This is a genomic window from Pseudomonas sp. R76 (assembly GCF_009834565.1).
Classification (GTDB): domain Bacteria; phylum Pseudomonadota; class Gammaproteobacteria; order Pseudomonadales; family Pseudomonadaceae; genus Aquipseudomonas.
Window position 1 is genome coordinate 1,394,651 of record NZ_CP019428.1, and the last position, 21,284, is coordinate 1,415,934.

Genomic DNA, 21,284 nt, shown 5'->3' on the forward strand with positions numbered 1-21,284 from the left:
GATCATCGCCGGGTTCCTGAGCGAGTGGTCAGGAAGCCAAGCGTCGTCTGCCAACGGGTGCCGAGCGACGACCCATACAACAGAGCAACGTCAGTAAGGGATCTACAGGTGAACTACAACAACGTATATGCCCTGCTTTTAGCATCGGGCCTGGGTGGTTTTGCGCCGCTGGTTTTGGCGGACGACACTCAAGATGTGGGTTCGGTGAACGTGGCCGGCAAACAAACCCTGGGCAACGGGCACATGATTCGCGAAGAAAGTGCCAAGGCGCGGTCGACGGTGACCAAGGAGGCCATGGACGAAATGTCGGCGACCGCCAATGCCATCGACAAGCTCAAGTACACGCCGGGCATTAACGTTTCCAGCGACGACGCGAGCGGCACCAGTGGCACCAACTTCACCATGCGCGGCATGAGCTCCGACCAGGTCGGGGTGTCTGTCGACGGCGTGCCGATCAACGATTCGGGCAACTACAGCGTCTATTCAAACCAACTGGGCGACCCGGAAAACCTCGCCGAAGTGTTTGTCACCCAAGGCTCCTCCGAGGCGGACGGCCCGCACATCGGCTCCAGCGGCGGCAACATCGGCATGATCACCATTCGGCCGACTCAAGAGTCCGGGCTGTTTGCCAAACAGATTGTCGGTGCCAATGACTTGCGCAAGACCTTCGTGCGGGTCAACACCGGTGATTTCGGTGGGCTCAAGACGTGGGTGTCGGCGTCTCACTTGGAAGGCGATAAGTGGCGCGGCAAAGGCACGATGCGCAGCGACAAAGTCGAGTGGAGCAGCCTGTTCGAGGACGGTAGCGGCAACTCGACCCTGGCCACGGTGAAGTACAACAACCAGGAAAACTACAACTACAACACCCTGAGCAAGGCGCAATTCGACAATGAAGGGCGACGCAAGGACTACTCGGAAACGCCGGTTTATAAGGCAGGTTTGTTGTCGTCGTCCTACAAGCTCAACCGCAATCCGTTCGAAAGCGTCAACGCCACGCTGACCCAGCGCTGGCAGTTGCAAGACAACCTGGCGCTGACGGTTACGCCGTATTACTACTGGGCCAACGGTGGCAGTTTCAGCGGTCAGACCGCGTCGAACCTGGGGCCAAAATCCGACAAGGCCGGCAACTACGACCTGAGCAACCTGCAATCGGCCAACTACTATCGCCCTTCGTGGACCGAGACCTGGCGCCCTGGCGTCACCGCCAAACTGAAATGGGACATCAACGAAGCACACAGTCTGGACTACGGCTATTGGTATGAACGCGCACGCCAGCGTCAGACCCAACCCTTTATCGGTATCAACAGCGAAGGCGCGCCGGATGATGTGTGGGGCGACTACAACAGCGGCGGCCAAGTGGTCGACAAGAACGGCGCCACCGTCCAGGGCCGCCACTATTACACCGTCACCCCGTCGCAGAAACTCTGGGTGCAGGACAGCTGGCAAGCCACGCCGGACCTGAGTTTTGTCGGCACCCTGGCGTACCAATATGTCGAGCGTGACGGCAACAACCTGGGCAGCCTGTACGACAAGCCGGAAAAACGTAATACCCGTTACCACCAGTTCTTGCCGAGTTTCAGCGCCAAGTACCAGGTCGACGAGAGCAACCAGGCGTTCTACAACGTCACCCGCAACATGCGCACGCCACCCAACTACGTGCTGTACAACAAGGGCGATTCCGTCAGCTTGAAGTCTGAGTTGAGCTGGAACCAGGAACTCGGCTGGCGCTACACCGAAGACGATATGGCATTGAGCGCGACCTTGTTCTATATCAGCTTCAAGGACCGCCAGGTGTCGACCACCGACTCAGCCGGTGACTACATGGTGCTCAACGTCGGCAGCGTCGAGAACAAAGGCCTGGAGCTGGAGTGGAGTGGCCTGCTGCCGCATAACTTTAACTACTACGCTTCGTACACCTACACGAAGTCGGAGCAGCAAGACAATTTGCTCAGCAAAAACGTGTTGTTGCCCACGGCAGGCAAGCAACTGGCCAACGTGCCGGAAAACATGTTCAACCTGGTGTTCGGGTATGACGATGCGCGCTTCTACGGCAACATCGCGGGCAAATACGTCGGCAGCTTCTATGGCGATTTGACCAACAAGGAAAAGATCGAAGGCCGCACGGTGTTCGACCTGAACGCTGGTATTTACTTGCCGGTGGACAAGAAGGTCATCAAGTCAGCGGCGTTGCGGTTCTCGATGCTCAACGTGTTCGACAAGGAATACCTGAGTTCGGCGCGCACCGTGGCATTTAACTCCGCCCCGGTGAATGGCTTGGCGCCGAGCACGGCGTATTACAACGTGGGTGAAGAGCGCACGGCGATGGTGTCGTTGGAGGCCAATTTCTAACTAAGGCTGCCGCAGAGCAAAATGTGGGAAGGCTTGTGTGGGAGCTGGCTTGCCTGCGATGCAGACACCTCGGTTTTTCATCAGGACCGAGTTGAGGCTATCGCAGGCAAGCCAGCTCCCACAAAAGCCCGCTCCCACATTTGATCTGCGGTGTTTTTACACAGTGGGTTATTTCAAGGCAGCCATGATCGCATCCGGGTTGTAATCGCGAATCAACGTGCCATTCACGTCCACAAACGGAATCCCGCCGCCGCCCAGCGCCTCATAGGCCTTGCGCGCCTGGGCGTCCTTCTCGATATCCGGCGCCTGGTACGGGATGCCTTTCTGGTCCAGGAAGCGCCGGATCTGCTTGCAGTAGCCACACCACTCGGTGGAATAGAGCACCACGCGCGCTGAGGCGCGTATTTGCTCAGACACCACCTGCGAGGGGTTGAACAGCCGCTCGATCTTGCCCCAGTTCTGGATGACCACCACGACCAGCAGCACCAGCAGGACTTTCTTCAGAACCCCGCCGAGCATCAGTTACGACGCTTGAGCTGGTCAGTCAGTTGGGTCGGCAGGCCCTTGATGATCAAGGTGCCGGCGGCTTCGTCGTATTCGATCTTGTCGCCCAACAGGTGGGCTTCAAAGCTGATGGACAAGCCTTCAGCGCGGCCGGTGAAGCGGCGGAACTGGTTAAGGGTGCGTTTATCGGCCGGGATCTCCGGCGACAGGCCGTAGTCCTTGTTGCGGATATGGTCATAGAACGCCTTAGGCCGATCTTCATCGATCAAACCCGACAGTTCTTCCAGGCCCATCGGCTCGCCGAGCTTGGCCTGGCTGCTGGCGTAGTCCACCAGGGTTTTGGTTTTCTCGCGGGCGGATTCGTCCGGCAGGTCTTCGCTTTCCACGAAGTCACTGAAGGCCTTGAGCAAGGTGCGGGTCTCGCCCGGGCCGTCGACGCCTTCCTGGCAGCCGATAAAGTCGCGGAAATACTCGGAGACCTTCTTGCCGTTCTTGCCCTTGATAAAGGAGATGTACTGCTTGGACTGCTTGTTGTTCTGCCACTCGGAGACGTTGATGCGCGCCGCCAGGTGCAGTTGGCCGAGGTCCAGGTGGCGCGACGGGGTCACGTCCAGCTCGTCGGTCACGGCCACGCCTTCGCTGTGGTGCAGCAGGGCGATGGCCAGGTAGTCCGTCATGCCTTGTTGGTAGTGGGCAAACAGCACGTGGCCGCCGGTGGAGAGGTTGGACTCCTCCATCAGCTTTTGCAGGTGCTCGACCGCCGTGCGGCTGAAGGTGGTGAAATTCTGGCCACCGTCGAAATAGTCCTTCAACCAGCCGCTGAACGGGTGCGCGCCGGACTCGGCATGGAAGAAACCCCAGGCCTTGCCTTGTTTGGCGTTATAGCTCTCGTTGAGGTCGGCAAGCATGTTCTCGATGGCGGCGGACTCGGACAGCTCCGAATCGCGGGCATGCAGAACTGCAGGTGTGCCGTCGGGTTTTTTGTCGATCAGGTGAACAATGCAATGACGGATCGGCATAGGCTTCTCGGCTGGTTGAAGGGGAGCTGTTGGCCTCCCCAAAAAGTCGCCCAGTGTACCGCACCCATTGGGCATGGCACGCTTCGAAGGGCGTTTTGGCTGCTCTCCGACGGCCTATATGCCTTTTTTTCACGGTTTAGAGCGATAAAGCTGACCAAATGGGTATGTTGAGGCGGATATTTCCCCGTCTCTGTGCTAGTTTTGCCCCGTCTTACGCCAAGACTCGGCGTTAAGCGTGCATTCAGCATCTGTCAGGTCGAACCAATCCCCGTTTCAAGCATCTATAACCCCGATCTCCGTGGTTATGGCCGGGGGTGCCAGGCCTTGACGGTCGGGCTCGACGGCTGACACTGCACTCTGCAATCCATATGAATTTGATAGGGAAGGAACACCACAATGGCTATTACTAAAGACCAACTGATCGCTGACCTGGCTGAAGCAGTAGACGCACCGAAAACTACCGTGCGCGCTCTGCTGGACCAACTGAGCCAAGTTGTTGCTGACCAGCTGGAAAACGGCGGCGAAATCACTCTGCCAGGCGTTGGCAAACTGAAAGTGACTGAGCGTCCAGCCCGTACTGGCCGTAACCCTTCGACTGGCGCTGCCATCGAAATCGCTGCCAAGAAAGTTATCAAGCTGGTTGTGGCCAAAGGCCTGACCGACGCTGTTAACAAGTAAGACGCAGCAAAAAAAACCGTGCTCCGGAGCAATCCGGGCACGGTTTTTTGTTGCCTGCGATTTATGCTGGGCTTTCTTGGGTTAGTCGCGTACCCAGCGCTGGCGCCAGATCTGCTGCTCATTCTTGGTCTGGAAGGTCCAGGCCACAAAACGGCTTTGCTTCTGGCCCTGGGACATCTCCACCACCTGGCTTTCGAGTACGCCGGCTTTTTTCAAGGCGGTCTCGATCGCGGGCAAGTTCGACGCTTTTGAAACCAGGGTGCTGAACCACAACACCTTGTGGGCAAAGTGCGCACTCTCAGCGATCAGCTGCGTTACAAAGCGCGCTTCACCGCCTTCACACCACAACTCCGCCGATTGGCCACCGAAGTTCAGCACCGGCAACTTGCGCTTGGGGTCGGCCTTGCCCAGGGCACGCCATTTACGCTCGCTGCCCTTGGTGGCTTCGTCCATGGACGCGTGGAATGGCGGGTTGCACATGGTCAGGTCAAAGCGTTCGCCTGGCTCCAGCAGGCCCAGCAGGATCTGCTTGGGGTTGGTTTGCTGGCGCAGTTGGATGACCTTGCTCAGGTCATTGGACTGCACGATGGCCTTGGCAGCGGCCACGGCGATCGGGTCGACTTCCGAGCCGAGGAAATTCCAGCGGTACTCCATATAGCCAATCAGCGGATAGACGCAGTTGGCGCCCATGCCGATGTCCAGCACCTTGACGATGGAACCGCGCGGGATCTTGCCGTCGTTGACGCTGGCCAGCAGGTCGGCAAGGAAGTGCACGTAGTCCGCGCGCCCCGGCACCGGCGGGCAGAGGTAATCCTGCGGGATATCCCAATGCTGGATGCCATAGAAGGCTTTCAACAGCGCCCGGTTGAACACCCGCACCGCGTCCGGGCTGGCAAAGTCGATACTTTCCTTGCCATAAGGGTTGATGATCACGAATTTCGCCAGTTCTGGCGTGGTCTTGATCAGCGCCGGGAAGTCGTAACGGCCGGTGTGGCGGTTGCGCGGGTGCAGGGTAGCCTCTTTGCGCGGGGCGACGGGCTTGGCCGGGGTCACAGGTTTCTTGCGTGGCGGTTTGGGGGGGCTGGGCGCGGTCATGCTGGCTCTGGGGTTGGCTTAAAAATGGCGCGTATTGTCCCACATTCATGGCCGAAGAGCGGAGTATCTAACGTGTCGCGGCACACGCAGGTAGCCAATACGGAATAAAACAATAGGTTTGTATTTCTGAAAAATTAGCCTGCCTGTTATTTCTGACAGTAGATTAATCATTTAGCAACATGTTGGTTTTTTAAAGGTTCGAAAAATTTTTTATTTTTATTAAAAGGAGTTTGAAGTTATGAACAAGTATTGTGCAGTGGCTTGGGGAAACTCTGAAAAAGACGTCCAGATCTGGTGAAATAGCCCCCGCACACGAATCAAACGGTTGAGCCCGATGAAACAGATGTCCTTCGCCGATGCCGAGTACTCCGGCAACGTAAGCAGACTCGCCGCGAGCGCTTCCTGATCGAGATGGATCAGGTGTTGCCCTGGAAGGGTTTGATTGCCTTGATCGATCCACATTATCCGAAGGGCGACGGTGGTCGTCCGGCGTATCCGTTGGTGGCCATGTTGCGGGTTCATCTGATGAAGAACTGGTTCGGTTACAGCGATCCGGCGATGGAGGAATCGCTGTATGAACGACGATCCTGCGCCAGTTTGCGGGGCTGCATCTGGATCGAATTCCTGACGAAACCACGATCCTCAACTTTCGCCGCTTGCTGGAGAAACATGAGCTGGCGGCTGGGATTTTGCAGGTTGTCAACGGGTATCTGGGTGACCGTGGATTGATGTTGCGCCATGGAGCGATAGTGGATACGACGATCATTAATGCCCCCAACTCAACCAAGAATAAAGACAAGAAACGCGACCCCGAGATGCATCAGACCAAGAGAGGCAATCAGTACTTTTTTGGAATGAAGTCCCACATTGGCGTGAATGCGGATTCGGGCTTGGTTCATAGCGTTGTCGGTACACCTACCAACGTGGCGGACGTGACGCAAGTAATGCGAAAGCGCAAGTCAGAGCCAAGGTTGAGCATCCGTTTCGGGTGATCAAGCGCCAGTTTGGCTATACGAAAGTGCGCTTTCGTGGTCTGACGAAAAACAGTGCTCAGCAGACGACGTTGTTCGCCTCGTCGAACTTGTGCATGGTGCGAAAACGATTGTTGAATACTGGAGAGGTGCGCCTGTAATGCGGGCTAATCGCCCTGAAATAGCGCGACTTAGAGGAAAATCATGAATTAAGAAGTGGAAAGGTCTAATGTTCGACCGAATCAGCGCTTTTTGAACCTCACGCAAAGAGGGGATCAAAAAACGGTGGGTACTTCAGACCTTCCTTAGGGGGGGGCACTTTCAACTTGGTGGCGGCGTGTATCAGGTCGATGCCGGCTCCCGAGTGCATCGGGAGCGCGGTGTTAGCGAGGTCTCCATCGTGAGTAGGGGATGTTGCTTGGTTAAACTCGATTAGCCAATGAGGCGTCCATGTCCAGTACGAACATGCGCCATTTTGAATGTCTTATTCTTTTGATTTCTGCGACGCCAACGAAATCCCGAATAGGACCCCGGCAAAACGAGCCGTATATTTTTTTGTAGTTCTGCGCTTGAAGTGACGTGATCAATTCGCTGAGCGGTATCTGACCCTTAGGGCGAATAATATCGATACTATGGGCCGCTGCTAATTGTTTCATTACTTTGTCCAGGTCTTGCGGCGTTTTGAGAATATTGTTGGTTACCATGTCTTTAGGCTTGAACTCGGTCAAGATATAGTCGGGTGCTAATTTGGGGTTAAGTGAATTGTGTGCTTTGCTTATATAGTTTCCATTCAGCCTTCCCGAAAGATGCTGTAGCAATCGGCTATCATCTGTCGCAATTGACGCGCCTTTAGGTGCGAAAAAATGAAGGTCCACTCCTGATGGAAGAGCGAATCGGAACTTCTCGGCACGCGACGCTCCGTGGCTGTAAATATACGCTTTAGTAGCGTTCGGACCTCCGCTGTAAAGCTCATATGAAGCGGGTCCATTGTGAAAACCAAGACTCCGTGTCTTAACGGTCAGCGTTTCAACGCCCATCTGGCCTTTGGCTATGCTGCTGTGTTGATACGCGAGACTGGTTTCCCTGGCTGCCCCCTTTGCCCCTGCTCTTGCAGCGCGCAAAGCTAGCCCGGCGCCTGCGCCTGCTTCGAGCAGACCGGTCCCGAGTGCAGCCCAACCTAATGCTTCTGAGAGGTCAGGGTCACTTTCTCGTAGTGCCGCAGAGGCGATACCAAAGCCCGCGGACACAGTAGCTAAACCTACCGCTGCTACCGTCCACCCTATTGAAGCACCGCCGGTAAAGGGTGCCAGTGCGATACCGATTACGCCCATCCCCACAGCGGCTACAACCGGGTTTTCGATCGCTGGCGCGTGGGTAATGACAGAGTATTGGTTCAAGACCTCCGCGAACCCAGAGGGGTCACTTTTATTGACCGGGTCGTTGCTGCAATACCGATATCGATTTGATCCACCTGCACCAAACGGACTGATAGGGTCAGGAGCGTCAAAGCTTTGTTTCGCGGGATTGTAGACTCTCGCTCCGTTCCCCAGAGGATAATTACCGGTAACGCTGTCCATGGGGTGGCCGTTAAACCCAACCCACGAGCGCTGATCGATGGTATGAGGGCGATAGCCGTATGGCGTGTAAACAAAGTATGAAATTGAATTGGTAGACAGGTCGTAACTGGCAATCACCGAGCCTTTGATGTCTTTTACCTCGAAACTGCGGCTTGTTGTTGGCAGGTTGCTGTCTTGGTTGATACTCTGTTGCAGCAATAAGCAGGAAGTGCTCTGGTTCATCAAAATAGAAGTGCGGTAGCTAAAAACTCCCTTGCTGCTAAATACACCTTTCCGAGCGTATTGGAAGTCATCTTTATAATAGTACTGGTCGTAGTGGTCCGTACCTGAGCACCCTGCGAGTCGGCCAATGTTGTCGTAATGGTAGTCGAAACGTAGTTGTGCGGCACTGTGAACGGTTAATTGACCCTGGATATTGTAATTGAGTGGGAAGCCGTCTTTGTTTATCAAATAACCAAGGCTGTCATATTTATAAGAATGGGTTTGTTGAGTCGTACCTCTCTGAAGTGTAGTGGATTGAGGTTGGCAGGGGTCTGCAGCCCCAAATGTGTAGCTATCGATAAACGTACTGCCATTGCTTGTCACGGTACATTGAATCAGGTTGCCGGCCATGTCGTATTTAAAATCCTGTCGGTCAATCACATAGCGGTCAGGCGTGGAGGGTTTATGGGGGCCGCTGCACAGATAGGTTTCGAGTTGCCCCCTGGAATCGTAACGGTACTCTTCCTTGCGCAACAGTGATGCACCTTGCAGCATTTCCATTTCAGCGATTAAAGAGGTGGTATACGTTGTTTTTAATGTAAGGGGTGGAAAACCTGTGGCGTTGAATTGACGTTGAATTTCTTGACCGGATGCGTTGTAAGTGTACGCAGTCGTCATGGTCTTACCATGGGTTAGATCATTCAATGTTTCGGATTCCAGTCTACCTAGCGGGCCATATATAAAGTCTACGGTCAGCGTTGCGCTGGCACTGTTCAGTAGACGGCCTTGGGTGTCGTAAGTGTATTGAGTGCTGTTACCGAACGCATCAGTTGATCGCAGTAAGAGGCCTTGAATGGAGTATTCGTATCTTGCTTGAGAGGTAGTTGAATCACTCCCTAGGCTAATGCCTCCGGTAATGGTTTCAGTAAGGGTACGGGTTTGCGCGTCCCAAGCATTGCTCAGCTTAATGCGAGTAGATGAGGTGATCGTTGCGCTGGGTTGAGTATCTGCTTTGCCCCAATTCCCGCTGCCGATATAGGCATAGTTCACTTTAGTGCCGCCGAGTACGGTAGCCGTCACGCGGCTCAGGCCATCTACTGTCTGGGTGCCCAGTGAAACTGTTTGGCCGCTGGATTCCAGCTTGGCAGCTGTCGCTACGGGTGCTTGAATATGGGCAGGAAAGTCATTAATCGTTGTGATACCTGCGGTTTCCAGACGGCTTACGCGACCAAAAGCGTCGTAATTACGGTGAATCGCATATGCCTCGCTTGAAGTCTCGGTGGTCAGACGACCTAGGGCGTTGTAGCGATACGTCTGTGAGCTCACGAACTTACCATTGGCATGAAGATACGACTCGTGGCGTTGTTCTCCACCGGGTTCGTCGAATACCTGTATGGTGCGCCCGCCCGTTTCACTGCCTTGTGCTACCCAGGTTGAGGTCTTGCGGTTGACCGGGTCGTACGAAAAATTCTCGGTCTCACCACTCGCGGCCCACTTGATTTCTGAGAGCTGCCGCCAGCGGTCATAGCTGAAGTTACGTGTTTGCGTGGGCAATTGCGTTTTATTGGCGGTGTAGTCGAATTGTGTCGTGGACGCCTCTCGACCTTGGGCGTCGTAAGTTATTTCGTATAACTTCAGCCATGAACCATCAGTGTGCAGCCACTCGTTTCGTATGGGGCGGCCCAACGTATCAAATACGTCTCTGCTTTGTTCTCCGAACGGGCTGGTACGCGTTACTTGAGTTTCGGTGCCAGCGTCTACGTAGGTGAAAGTGGTCGTGCCTTTGAGCTCGGGCTCGCCGGCATATACGGTTTGTTGGATTATACGGCGCTGCGCGTCGTATTCATAAAGGGTCGTATTGTCTTGTGCATCAATGTGGGCCTTAAGCAAGCCGGTGAGCGTTTGAATGACTTGAGTTCCGGTGACTGCAGGTGCAGTGCCCGCGGTCACAGAAGTGGTTGTAGTGAGTTGATTGTTGCAAAGCCCGTAGCCGATCGCAGTACTGACTACAGAGCCCGGAACGACCTTGCCGGCGGCGTCAAGGATAGATTGCGTGCTGTTCAATAACCGCCCATGGTGAGGTGAATTAACGTCAGTATTATAAGTATTCTCTTCAAGCACCATGTTGCCGTTCGCCCATGATGAGAGCCTGCCATTGGCATCCCCAACCGGGTTATAGATTGTCAATTTTTTCGAAGGTTTGAGGGTTGGACCTTTTACCAGGGCGTCTTTGACCGGCAGCCCATCGTAACTGTAGAAGGTCCACTGCAAGTCAGTCCGTTGGCCGTTGTTCAGGGTATAGACCTTTTCGGATTCGACGTGAACCTTGAAGTAATTTGGGTCGCCAGGGCAACGAATGGCCACCGGGAGGTTGAAGGTCTTTTGACCGTTACTGGTGACGTAAGGCGAAAGAACCTTTTTGCGCAGCTCACGTGTACCCCAGGTCAACCCGGCTTTACCGAACAGCAGGTATCCCCAGCCGATAGGGTTCGCGTAATCACCTATGGCCGCAATAACACTCAAAGGCGTTGTGGGAGTGTTAACTCTTTCTGTTTTGACGAGTATGTCTTCTTCCAGCATTCCCCGATAATAAGTCCACTCCGTTGTTACGCCGTTTTCTGTCTTTGAAATGATGTTGCCTAAGGTGTCCATTGTGATAACGACGACTTCCGTGCGAGCGGTCAGGTCGGGGTTGGTGTAGGTCGTGCTAGTGGTGCTTTCAATACGGTCTGGGAGGGGGTCATTAGCGGCACCCGTGAGGACCGTCCCTCCTTTTTTCACGGCTCTACTTAACTCAACGGTTTTCAATAATAAGCCATCTACCCAAGTTGTTTCTTTTGTCGGTAGGCGGTTGGTCGAAAACTGATATTCAGTTTTTTTATTGCCTATCTCCGTTACTGAGGTGATTTGGTTGCTTTTTGAAGTGGTGTAAATATATTGATTGTTTTGTATGATGGTCGCGTTGTCGTCGGTAATAAGGTGGTTGGAAACTTTGCCGTTCTGATAACTAATTGCCTCCGTGAGGCCGCTGCTGTGTTTTATTTTGCTGATAGGGCCGGTGTACTCGAACGCTGTCGTGTCTGTCCGGTTGCTCTGCCGTACTGTACTCAACAAGCCCTCGTTAAATTGAAAATCCATCGTGTAATTGTCGTTGGTTCCTGGCCATACATTGAAAGTGACCTGCATTATGCTGCCGAGCATGGTGTAACCAACGGTCAATAGGGTTCCTGACTCGTCGGATACTGACTGTAGGCGTGGGAGCGGCAGTTTTATGAGTGAGTTGGTTTTTTTAATCAAATCCCATTGGAGGTAAATTTTATGCCCAGAGGGTGAACTTATTGTAGTTGGAAGGTAATAGCCTTCATCTATTTGCGGGTTGGATGAGGGGACTCGGAATTTGGTAAGATGTTCTTGTTTTCCACTTTTATGTGTGAATTTAAGTTGCTCGCCATCCCGGCTGATAACGACGTGGGGTAAGGCAATATCGCTTTTTGCGTCCCATGTCCAACGGGCTCCGTTCTCTAAGTAAATTTCGCCGTAATTTTTGCTCGGAAGTTTTGGTTGAAGGTCTTCGTAAAAATAAGCATGGTTAAATCGGATACTACAATTTTCGAGGTAGTGGGCGCCGCGGCCCGACGTGTGGTAAACCTTCAGATCCAAAGTCGGGCCCAACCCATTATTTCCAACTAATTCAGCTATCGGTATAAATGTGCAAAATGCGCCCGAAAAGGGGTCGACCCCATGAATATTCGGGTTACCTTCGTCAAGGACACGTTGTTTAACAGCTGTCGAATTAGCCATCTGGAAACTCCTTAAAAAGTAGGCTGCCTCCTGGCTGCAAAATGATGCACGGCAGAGAGCTTTGTTTCAGAGTAATGCGGCTTTCCAGTGGGTTGATACTGTCAATGTTGACAGTTTTTTATAACTTTTCGCGCTTAAGTGTCTCCATAGTTAGATCCGTTAATTTTGCGCAAAAAAAAGAGACCCGAAGGTCTCTCTTTTTATTCCAGCATTGACTTACAAGCTGGCAATCCGACTGCGTTGCTCCGCCAACTTGCCCTGAGCCTGTTCAGCTTCAGCCAACTTGGCGCGCTCCTTATCGATCACCTCCGCCGGCGCCTTGTCGACGAACGCTGCGTTGGACAGCTTGCCGCCCACGCGCTGCACTTCGCCTTGCAGGCGTGCAATTTCCTTATCGAGACGGGCCAGTTCCGCGCCCTTGTCGATCAGGCCGGCCATCGGCACCAGCACTTCCATCTCGCCAACCAGCGCGGTCGCGGACAGCGGTGCTTCGGCGTCGTCAGCCAATACCGTGATCGACTCCAGCTTCGCCAGCTTCTTGAGCAGCGCGTCGTTCTCGGTGAGGCGACGCTGATCTTCGGCGCTGGCGTTCTTCACGAATACGGCCAGTGGCTTGCCCGGCCCGATGTTCATCTCGGCGCGGATGTTGCGCGTGCCGAGCATCAGGGTCTTGAGCCATTCGATATCGCTTTCGGCCGCCTCATCGATGCGCGCTTCGTTGGCCACTGGCCAAGGTTGCAGCATGATGGTCTTGCCTTCGATACCGGCCAGCGGCGCGAGGCGCTGCCAGATTTCTTCGGTGATGAACGGCATGAACGGGTGCGCCAGGCGCAGGGCTACTTCCAGCACGCGCACCAGGGTGCGACGGGTGCCGCGCTGGCGTTCGATCGGCGCGTTTTCGTCCCACAGCACAGGCTTGGACAGTTCCAGGTACCAGTCGCAATACTGGTTCCAGATGAACTCGTACAAGGCCTGTGCGGCCAGGTCGAAACGGAACTGGTCGAGTTGGCGGGTCACTTCGGCTTCGGTGCGTTGCAGCTGCGAGATGATCCAGCGATCAGCCAGGCTCAGCTCATAGGCTTCGCCGTTCTGGCCGCAGTCTTCGCCTTTGTCCAGCACGTAGCGCGCGGCGTTCCAGATCTTGTTGCAGAAGTTGCGATAGCCCTCGACGCGGCCCATGTCGAACTTGATGTCGCGACCGGTGGAGGCCAGCGAACAGAAGGTGAAGCGCAGGGCGTCGGTGCCGTAGCTGGCGATGCCGTCGGCGAATTCGTCGCGGGTCTGCTTCTCGATCTTCTTCGCCAGTTTCGGTTGCATCAGGCCCGAGGTGCGTTTCTGCACCAGGGTTTCCAGGTCGATGCCGTCGATGATGTCCAGCGGGTCCAGGACGTTGCCTTTGGACTTGGACATCTTCTGGCCCTGGCCATCACGCACCAGGCCGTGCACGTACACCGTCTTAAACGGTACCTGCGGGGTGCCGTCCTCGTTCTTCACCAAATGCATGGTCAGCATGATCATCCGGGCAACCCAGAAGAAAATGATGTCGAAACCGGTGACCAGCACGTCGGTGGAGTGGAATTTCTTCAGGAATTCGGTTTGCTGCGGCCAGCCCAGGGTGGAGAAGGTCCACAGGCCGGAGCTGAACCAGGTGTCCAGCACGTCGTTGTCCTGTTGCAGCGCAACGTCCGGGCCGAGGTTGTGCTTGGCGCGCACTTCGGCTTCGTCGCGGCCAACGTAGACCTTGCCCGACTCGTCGTACCAGGCCGGAATCCGGTGGCCCCACCACAGCTGACGGCTGATGCACCAATCCTGGATGTCGCGCATCCACGAGAAGTACATGTTTTCGTACTGTTTAGGCACAAATGCGATACGGCCATCTTCCACCGCCGCAATCGCCGGTTCTGCCAACGGCTTGGTGGACACGTACCACTGGTCGGTCAGCCAAGGCTCGATCACGGTGCCGGAGCGGTCGCCCTTCGGCACTTTCAGGCCGTGGTCATCAACGCTGACCAGCAGGCCGGCGGCGTCGAAGGCGGCCACGATTTGCTTGCGCGCTTCAAAACGGTCGAGACCGGCGTATTCGGCCGGGATCTTGCCGTCGATGCTCTCGTTCAGCGTGCCGTCCAGGTTGAATACCTGGCAGGCCGGCAGAACGGCGGCGTTCTTGTCGAAGATGTTCAGCAGCGGCAGGTTATGGCGCTTGCCGACTTCATAGTCGTTGAAATCGTGGGCCGGGGTGATTTTCACGCAGCCGGTGCCGAATTCAGGGTCGCAGTAGTCGTCAGCGATAATCGGGATGCGACGACCCACCAGCGGCAGTTCGACGAACTTGCCGATCAGCGCCTGGTAGCGCTCATCGTTCGGGTTAACCGCCACGGCGGCGTCGCCGAGCATGGTTTCCGGACGGGTGGTGGCAACGATCAGGTAGTCGTTGCCTTCAGCGGTCTTGGCGCCGTCGGCCAGCGGGTACTTGAGGTTCCACAGGAAGCCTTTCTCGTCGTGGTTTTCCACTTCAAGGTCGGAAATCGCCGTGTGCAACTTGGTGTCCCAGTTGACCAGGCGCTTGCCGCGGTAGATCAGGCCGTCTTCGTGCAAGCGTACAAAGGCTTCTTTCACGGCTTCCGACAGGCCATCGTCCATGGTGAAGCGCTCGCGGCTCCAGTCTACGGACGAGCCCAGGCGACGGATCTGACGGCTGATGTTGCCGCCGGACTGGTCTTTCCATTCCCAGATTTTTTCCAGGAATTTCTCGCGACCCAGGTCATGACGGTTCTGGCCGGTGGCTTCGAGTTGGCGTTCCACCAGCATCTGGGTGGCGATACCCGCGTGGTCGGTGCCCGGTTGCCACAGGGTGTTGCGGCCCTGCATGCGGCGAAAACGGATCAACGCATCCATGATCGCATTGTTGAAGCCATGGCCCATGTGCAGGCTGCCAGTGACGTTCGGTGGCGGAATCATGATGGTGTAGGAATCACCCGCGCCTTGCGGAGCGAAATAATTCTCGGACTCCCAGGTCTCGTACCAGGAAGTTTCAATAGCGTGCGGCTGGTAGGTCTTATCCATGCGCGGCGGGACCCTAGTTGGCATTAATTCAGGAAAGCCGACAAGTATAACGGGGATGGCCGCGAAGGCGTAGAGCGAGTCGGTGCGGGGGAACAAATTTCACGGCGCCTGCGCTAGCAGTCACGCAGCCTGGCTATGAGGGCATCGCGATGCATGGGGTCGGGTCTGGGGGGGAATTCCCCCACGTCGCCCGTTTTGCTCATTGGCACGTGGGGGTAATTCACGTGCAGCGCTCAGTCGTACTCGCGCAGCGTACCCAGGTCGGAACGAGGGGCAGGGAGATAGAGTGCGGCTATTTTCTGCTGGCCTGCAGGCGTGATGGGAAAGCCCCAAGCAGTAAAGAAGCCCCTTAGATCTGCCGATGCGGCAATGCTGGAAAAGAGCGCCAGATTGTCGAATGCCGTGTCTCGTGCAGGGGCAAAACCGCTGGATGACCACTGCTCTCGAGCGGTTTTGTTCATGGTGGGCCAGAAGCCTTCACCAAAGCCGAGCCTCAACTGTTCCAGCGGAATAAGAAGTTCGTAAACACTGCCGTAAGAACTCATGCTCATGTTTGGGCTGTTGTATTTTGGCAGGGTGATATCCCATAAACTCTGTCCTGCGGAATTTCTATCCAATAAGGTACTTTTTTTGCCCAGTGCGCGCTCTACCGCTAAAGCGGCCAAGTTGTTGGTAACCTCGCCAAATTCGGGCGCGTGATAACTCAGCATCTGGTTCTGGTGACCCAGTTCATGGGCAAGGCCCCACGACTCCAGCGCAAGTGTCTTGGGGTCCATCAATATATAGCCAACGCCTTCTGCAAAAGCAGTGTAGAAATGAATGGCGTAGGCGAACCCGTTGCCTTGGAATTTACCATGACATATATGAAATTTCAGCGGTGCCCGAGTGTGGAGTGCAGTAGAGCCATCCAGGCCAATAAGCGCTTCCTCCGCTGAAACTATTCTCTCATAGGTCTGCATGAGTTCATTGAGGTCGATATGCTGATACGCCACTGCGCTGTCGCGAAGAATCGTCAGGATGACCCGCTCCGACACAAACTCGACTTGAGGCGATTGTACGAGTGCGCGCAACATTTCTCGGTAATGTAATAGGCTGGTTTTACCATGTTCGAAGTAAGGCACCGGGATCATGCCGCCTTGGAAGGTAATTTGCACACGGTTGTCTAGACCGGTCATATTGAAATATATCATTCCCCCGTCGGGGTCGGTGATTACGTTCTGCCCGGCGTTGAGTGAGTAGATGCGTGAATTCAGAGAGGCGCCCGGCGTCGGGTTAGTGTCGGGAGCACCAATATGCAGTTCGGGCCGTGCATTGCCATTATTGCTCAGCACTGCCAGGTTCAGGTGGAGTGCGGCCCCCGCGGGCAAATAGAAACCTGTGGGTTGGCGAGGACTGTTCGCAAACAAGTTACCCACTCGTTGAATGGCTCCCAGAGGGTCCACGGTTCCGTTGAATACAACGGGCGTCAGGTTGACGGTCATCGTGGTGGCCGTCCAGCCAGACACCTGACCCCCGCCGGCGTTGAATTCTGCAAGGGCAAGTGGCGTCGAGCCCGGGTAGAGATCCTGGCTCAGTTGCAGTAGCCAATCGCCGTTTATATCTGCCTGGGATTTACCATACAAAGTGCCGCCGCCACTGATGTAAACGTAGACGATCGCATTGGCTGCCGCTTTGCCGATGATTAGTGGGCGAAGTGAAGTGACGTTGGTTGAGCTGGTAATGATGGGTGCACTGCCACTGGCAAGCGCGGTGCCGGTCGTGGGAGCTCCGTTCACGGTCATGGTGACGCTCGTCCAGCCAGAAACCTGACCACCGTCGATATTGAATTCTGCGAGGGCAAGTGGCGTCGCGCCGGAATAGAGTTCCTGGCTCAGTTGCAGTTGCCAATTGCCGTTTATGTCTGCCTGGGGTTTACCATACAAAATGCCGCCGCCACTGATGAAAACGTAGACGATCGCATTGGCTGCCGCTTTGCCGGTGAGCAATGGGCGAGTGGAAGTGACGTTGGTTGGGCTGGTAATGACAGGTGCACTGCCATTGGCAAGCGGGGTATTGGTCGCAAAAATATTGAGTGTGATGTAGGTGTAGTCAGAGAGCTTTTCCGTGTGGCTGTAATGGGCAAAGTTATAGGTATGCGAGCCAGGTTTCAGATCCTGACCAGGCGTAAATTTCCAGACGCCGTTAGTGTCGGCGTAGGTGTCGCCAAGGTAAGTATTGTTTTCATCAAATGCACCAATTCTTGCATTCGGAACGGAGCGGCCAATGAATTGTTGGCGCAGCGACACGACGGTACTGTTATTCGTTGGGCTAGTGATGACGGGGGGTGTGTAATTGGCCATGGATACGTTACCTAAGTGTCAATGTGATAGCCGTATCGGCCGACAGCCGCGCGGTCAGGGTGAACTGCCCGAACATGAGCGTGACCTTGCCGGGAGCCAGTTCCTGGGTAAAGGTGTAGCTCCAGTCGCCGTTGGCGTTGGCGTAGCAATCGCCGTAGTAGACGTAGGCATCGTTATGCACACAAACCCTGCCGTTGGGCGCGGCCCTGCCGGTGACGGTGGGGCGCAGTGTCTGGACGCTGCTGTTATTGGCCGGGGTGGAAATGGTCGGCGGCGTGGTCGTGGTCATGCCAGTTGTGGCTGAGAGCGTCAGCGTGTGCGCCGTATCGGGCGACAGCCGCTCGGTCAGGGTGAACTGCCCGAACATGAGCGTGACCTTGCCGGGAGCCAGTTCCTGGGTAAAGGTGTAGCTCCAGTCGCCGTTGGCGTTGGCGTAGCAATCGCCGTAGTAGACGTAGGCATCGTTATGCACACAAACCCTGCCGTTGGGCGCGGCCTTGCCGGTGAGTGTGGGTCGCAGTGTCTGGACGCTACTGTTGTTGGCCGGGGTAGAAATGGTCGGCGGCGTGGTCGTGGTCATGCCCGTTGTGGCTGAGAGCGTCAGCGTGTGCGCCGTATCGGCCGACAGCCGCTCGGTTAGGCTGAACTGCCCGAACTTGAGCGTGACCTTGCCGGGCGCCAGTTCCTGGGTAAAGGTGTAGGTCCAGTCGCCATTGGCGTTGGCGTAGCAATCGCCGTAATAGACGTTGACGGCCTCGTTGTGCACGCCAACCCTGGCGTTGGGCGCGGCCCTGCCGGTGAAGGTGGGGCGCAGTGTCTGGACGCTACTGTTATTGGCCGGGGTGGAAATGGTCGGCGGCGTGGTCGTGGTCATGCCCGTTGTGGCTGAGAGCGTCAGCGTGTGCGCCGTATCGGGCGATAGCCGCGCGGTCAGGGTGAACTGCCCGAACATGAGCGTGACCTTGCCGGGAGCCAGGTCTTGGGCAAAGGTGTAGCTCCAGTCGCCGTTGGCGTTGGCGTAGCAATCGCCGTAGTAGACGTTGACGGCCTCGTTGTGCACGCCAACCCTGGCGTTGGGCGCGGCCTTGCCGGTGAGTGTGGGTCGCAGTGTCTGGACGTTACTGTTGTTGGCCGGGGTGGAAATGGTCGGCGGCGTGGTTGTGGTCATACCACTTGTGGCTGAGAGCGTCAGCGTGTGCGCGGTATCGGGCGACAGCCGCTCGGTCAGGCTGAACTGCCCGAACTTGAGCGTGACCTTGCCGGGAGCCAGGTCCTGGGTAAAGGTGTAGGTCCAGTCGCCATTGGAATTGGCGTAGCAATCGCCGTAGTAGACGTTGACGGCCTCGTTGTGCACGCCAACCCTGGCGTTGGGCGCGGCCTTGCCGGTGAGTGTGGGTCGCAGTGTCTGGACGTTACTGTTGTTGGCCGGGGTGGAAATGGTCGGCGGCGTGGTTGTGGTCATACCACTTGTGGCTGAGAGCGTCAGCGTGTGCGCCGTATCGGGCGACAGCCGCGCGGTCAGGGTGAACTGCCCGAACATGAGCGTGACCTTGCCGGGAGCCAGTTCCTGGGTAAAGGTGTAGCTCCAGTCGCCGTTGGCGTTGGCGTAGCAATCGCCGTAGTAGACGTAGGCATCGTTGTGCACACAAACCCTGCCGTTGGGCGCGGCCTTGCCGGTGAGTGTGGGTCGCAGTGTCTGGACGCTACTGTTGTTGGCCGGGGTAGAAATGGTCGGCGGCGTGGTCGTGGTCATGCCCGTTGTGGCTGAGAGCGTCAGCGTGTGCGCCGTATCGGCCGACAGCCGCTCGGTTAGGCTGAACTGCCCGAACTTGAGCGTGACCTTGCCGGGCGCCAGTTCCTGGGTAAAGGTGTAGGTCCAGTCGCCATTGGCGTTGGCGTAGCAATCGCCGTAATAGACGTTGACGGCCTCGTTGTGCACGCCAACCCTGGCGTTGGGCGCGGCCCTGCCGGTGACGGTGGGGCGCAGTGTCTGGACGCTGCTGTTATTGGCCGGGCTGGTGATAATGGGGGGTGTGCCATCGACCATGGCGCCGCCGGTGCCGCCGGTGCCGCCAGTGCCGCCAGTGCCGCTTGCCAGGCAAACCGTGAGTGTAACGTTCACCGAAGGCGATAAGGCATTGCCTCCCGCATCAGTTACCATCAAGGCGAGGTTCACCCAGTTATTGGCATCCAATACGAATTCGGTAATCGGTGTTGTTTCCCAGTTGCCATTACTGTCCGCAACAACGCTGCCATAGCGAGGGTTGCCACCCGCATGATTTATGACAACTGTGGTATTGGGCGGGGCTGTCCCTATGAGCAGTGGTTGCAGGGAGTCAACTAAAGTCATGCTAGTGAGAACTGGGGAGTTATCCGGCGGGGTACTGCCAGCTCCCCCCTGTAGAGGAGGGCGACCCACATAAAAGGGAAGATTGGGTGCATACCCTTGGCTCAGGTCGTAATAAGCCGAGATCGAGTAGGGCCCCAAAGGCAATGCTTTATCGGATATGACGAGCCAGTTGCCGTTCTCATCAACCCTTGTTCTCGCCAACACCAGGCCGGTATTCGTTTGGCATACAGTGACGGGTTGGCCTGGAGTTCCTTCGCCATAGAAAATCGGAAAAGGTAAAGGAGTCAATTCAAGGATTGGAAAGTACAGTGTGGGAACGCCCATTACCCGGATCTCCAGCAAGGAATAATCTCAGGTAAGGGTTCTCCCTTATAAACTGGGCATCTACTGTGAAAAGTAACAGTTACGACAGGCGGTCATAAACGGAGTGAGCCCTTCAGGTGCTCTTGATAACAATGGCCGCGACGTTGATTGAGGCGTTTCAGGCTCAAGTTTGATATTGGTTTAATAGCCGCTCCATCCGCGCATCCAGCCGGCGCTTGATCTCGGTTTCAATATGCGGAGCAAAGTCATCGATCACGTCTTGCATGATCAGCTGTGCGGCAGCGCGCAGTTCGTTGTCCAGGTGCAGCAGCAGGGCGTCGGGCGCTTTTTCGGTGGTAACTGGAGCAGGCGCGGCCTCTGCAACGGGGGCGGGTGCCACAGGCGCCGGTGCAGCAGGCTTGCCACCGACCATGTCGAACAACAGCGGAATCTGCACCTCGCCATCGACCGTTTCGGTCAGCAGCGGCGGTTGCAAGCCATCATCACCGAGCAACTGGCGGATCGATTCGAGGTCGTCCAGCAGGTGGTCGTCTTTTTTTATAGGGTTTGGCGTGTCCATCATGTACTCAAAGTCGTTGTAGCCGGTGATCTTGCAGAGAATAGCCCTGTTCGCGGTAGAAACGGAAACTCTCCCGCGCGGCCTGACGAATAGCCGGGTCTTCCACCACCACTTCCGCCACGCGGGCAAACGCCTGGGCAAAGGCCGGTACTTTCAGGTCGAGGTTGACCAGCAGGTCGTGGTGATCGCCGCAACTGTCGCCCAGGCCCAGTACCACTAGGCTCTCGGGCTCGGACTCGGCGGGGCCGTGAGGCACGAAGCTCTCGCCCTTGAAGCGCCACAGGCGGGCGTCGAGGTCATCACGCTGGGCGGCATCGCTGCAATGCAGGTAGATGCGGTGGCCCATGCGCCAGGCTTTTTCGGTGAGTTTGCAGGCAAAGTCCAGGCGCGCAGAGGGATCGGCGCTGGGCAATATATAGAAGTCGACTTGGGTCATTGCGGTTCCTGAGACCGG

11 protein-coding genes and 1 pseudogene are annotated in these 21,284 nt (G+C 56.0%); 3 read left to right on the plus strand and 9 right to left on the minus strand.

Annotated elements, in window-relative coordinates; genetic code table 11:
- Nucleotides 1–108 precede the first annotated feature (108 nt).
- Nucleotides 109–2,349 carry a TonB-dependent receptor gene (locus PspR76_RS06190; protein ID WP_159954406.1) on the plus strand — a complete coding sequence of 747 codons (2,241 nt, stop codon included), beginning with the start codon at nt 109–111 and terminating at the stop codon, nt 2,347–2,349.
- 168 nt (nt 2,350–2,517) lie between these two features.
- Here the strand turns inward: PspR76_RS06190 and PspR76_RS06195 are convergent, their stop codons facing one another.
- Nucleotides 2,518–2,868, minus strand: coding sequence for a glutaredoxin family protein (locus PspR76_RS06195; protein WP_159954407.1), 351 nt, complete (start codon nt 2,866–2,868; stop codon nt 2,518–2,520).
- Nucleotides 2,868–3,872, minus strand: a complete 1,005-nt coding sequence (yejK, locus tag PspR76_RS06200; RefSeq protein WP_159954408.1) for a nucleoid-associated protein YejK — start codon at nt 3,870–3,872, stop codon at nt 2,868–2,870. The genes PspR76_RS06195 and yejK overlap by 1 nt, the downstream gene beginning before the upstream one ends.
- Before the next feature lie 396 nt (nt 3,873–4,268).
- Here yejK and PspR76_RS06205 point away from each other — a divergent pair, with 396 nt between their 5' ends.
- Complete coding sequence (locus PspR76_RS06205) at nt 4,269–4,550, plus strand: HU family DNA-binding protein (protein WP_003188840.1); 282 nt, start codon at nt 4,269–4,271, stop codon at nt 4,548–4,550.
- 81 nt (nt 4,551–4,631) lie between these two features.
- On the opposite strand, the gene rlmF is transcribed toward PspR76_RS06205, so the two are convergent.
- Nucleotides 4,632–5,645 carry a 23S rRNA (adenine(1618)-N(6))-methyltransferase RlmF gene (gene rlmF, locus PspR76_RS06210; RefSeq protein ID WP_159954409.1) on the minus strand — a complete coding sequence of 338 codons (1,014 nt, stop codon included), beginning with the start codon at nt 5,643–5,645 and terminating at the stop codon, nt 4,632–4,634.
- Nucleotides 5,646–5,979: 334 nt separating this feature from the next.
- Between rlmF and PspR76_RS06215 the strand changes: the two are divergent.
- Nucleotides 5,980–6,777 (plus strand): annotated as a pseudogene (locus PspR76_RS06215) (IS5 family transposase).
- A gap of 261 nt (nt 6,778–7,038) precedes the next feature.
- On the opposite strand, the gene PspR76_RS06220 reads toward PspR76_RS06215, so the two are convergent.
- The 6 genes from PspR76_RS06220 to PspR76_RS06245 form a co-directional block, all read right to left on the minus strand.
- A complete protein-coding gene (locus tag PspR76_RS06220) occupies nt 7,039–12,195 on the minus strand; it encodes an RHS repeat domain-containing protein (RefSeq protein ID WP_159954410.1) in 5,157 nt (1,718 codons plus the stop codon).
- Nucleotides 12,196–12,411: 216 nt separating this feature from the next.
- On the minus strand, nt 12,412–15,258 hold the full coding sequence (locus PspR76_RS06225) for a valine--tRNA ligase (RefSeq protein ID WP_159954411.1): 2,847 nt from the start codon (nt 15,256–15,258) through the stop codon (nt 12,412–12,414).
- A 233-nt stretch (nt 15,259–15,491) separates the two neighbouring features.
- Nucleotides 15,492–17,597, minus strand: coding sequence for a M60 family metallopeptidase (locus PspR76_RS06230; RefSeq protein ID WP_159954412.1), 2,106 nt, complete (start codon nt 17,595–17,597; stop codon nt 15,492–15,494).
- 7 nt (nt 17,598–17,604) lie between these two features.
- Nucleotides 17,605–19,791, minus strand: a complete 2,187-nt coding sequence (locus PspR76_RS06235; protein ID WP_159954413.1) for a hypothetical protein — start codon at nt 19,789–19,791, stop codon at nt 17,605–17,607.
- A 643-nt stretch (nt 19,792–20,434) separates the two neighbouring features.
- On the minus strand, nt 20,435–20,830 hold the full coding sequence (locus PspR76_RS06240) for a DNA polymerase III subunit chi (RefSeq protein ID WP_159954414.1): 396 nt from the start codon (nt 20,828–20,830) through the stop codon (nt 20,435–20,437).
- 7 nt (nt 20,831–20,837) lie between these two features.
- Entirely contained in the window at nt 20,838–21,266 is a 429-nt protein-coding gene (locus tag PspR76_RS06245) for a DNA polymerase III subunit chi (RefSeq protein ID WP_159954415.1), read from the minus strand.
- Nucleotides 21,267–21,284: the final 18 nt, after the last annotated feature.

Excerpts from the sequence above, each read along its gene's own strand:
- PspR76_RS06195 (WP_159954407.1), bottom strand. The coding sequence starts at position 2,868 with ATGCTCGGCGGGGTTCTGAAGAAAGTCCTGCTGGTGCTGCTGGTCGTG.
- yejK (WP_159954408.1), bottom strand. The coding sequence starts at position 3,872 with ATGCCGATCCGTCATTGCATTGTTCACCTGATCGACAAAAAACCCGAC.
- PspR76_RS06205 (WP_003188840.1), top strand. The coding sequence starts at position 4,269 with ATGGCTATTACTAAAGACCAACTGATCGCTGACCTGGCTGAAGCAGTA.
- rlmF (WP_159954409.1), bottom strand. The coding sequence starts at position 5,645 with ATGACCGCGCCCAGCCCCCCCAAACCGCCACGCAAGAAACCTGTGACC.
- PspR76_RS06220 (WP_159954410.1), bottom strand. The coding sequence starts at position 12,195 with ATGGCTAATTCGACAGCTGTTAAACAACGTGTCCTTGACGAAGGTAAC.
- PspR76_RS06225 (WP_159954411.1), bottom strand. The coding sequence starts at position 15,258 with ATGGATAAGACCTACCAGCCGCACGCTATTGAAACTTCCTGGTACGAG.
- PspR76_RS06230 (WP_159954412.1), bottom strand. The coding sequence starts at position 17,597 with ATGGCCAATTACACACCCCCCGTCATCACTAGCCCAACGAATAACAGT.
- PspR76_RS06240 (WP_159954414.1), bottom strand. The coding sequence starts at position 20,830 with ATGGACACGCCAAACCCTATAAAAAAAGACGACCACCTGCTGGACGAC.
- PspR76_RS06245 (WP_159954415.1), bottom strand. The coding sequence starts at position 21,266 with ATGACCCAAGTCGACTTCTATATATTGCCCAGCGCCGATCCCTCTGCG.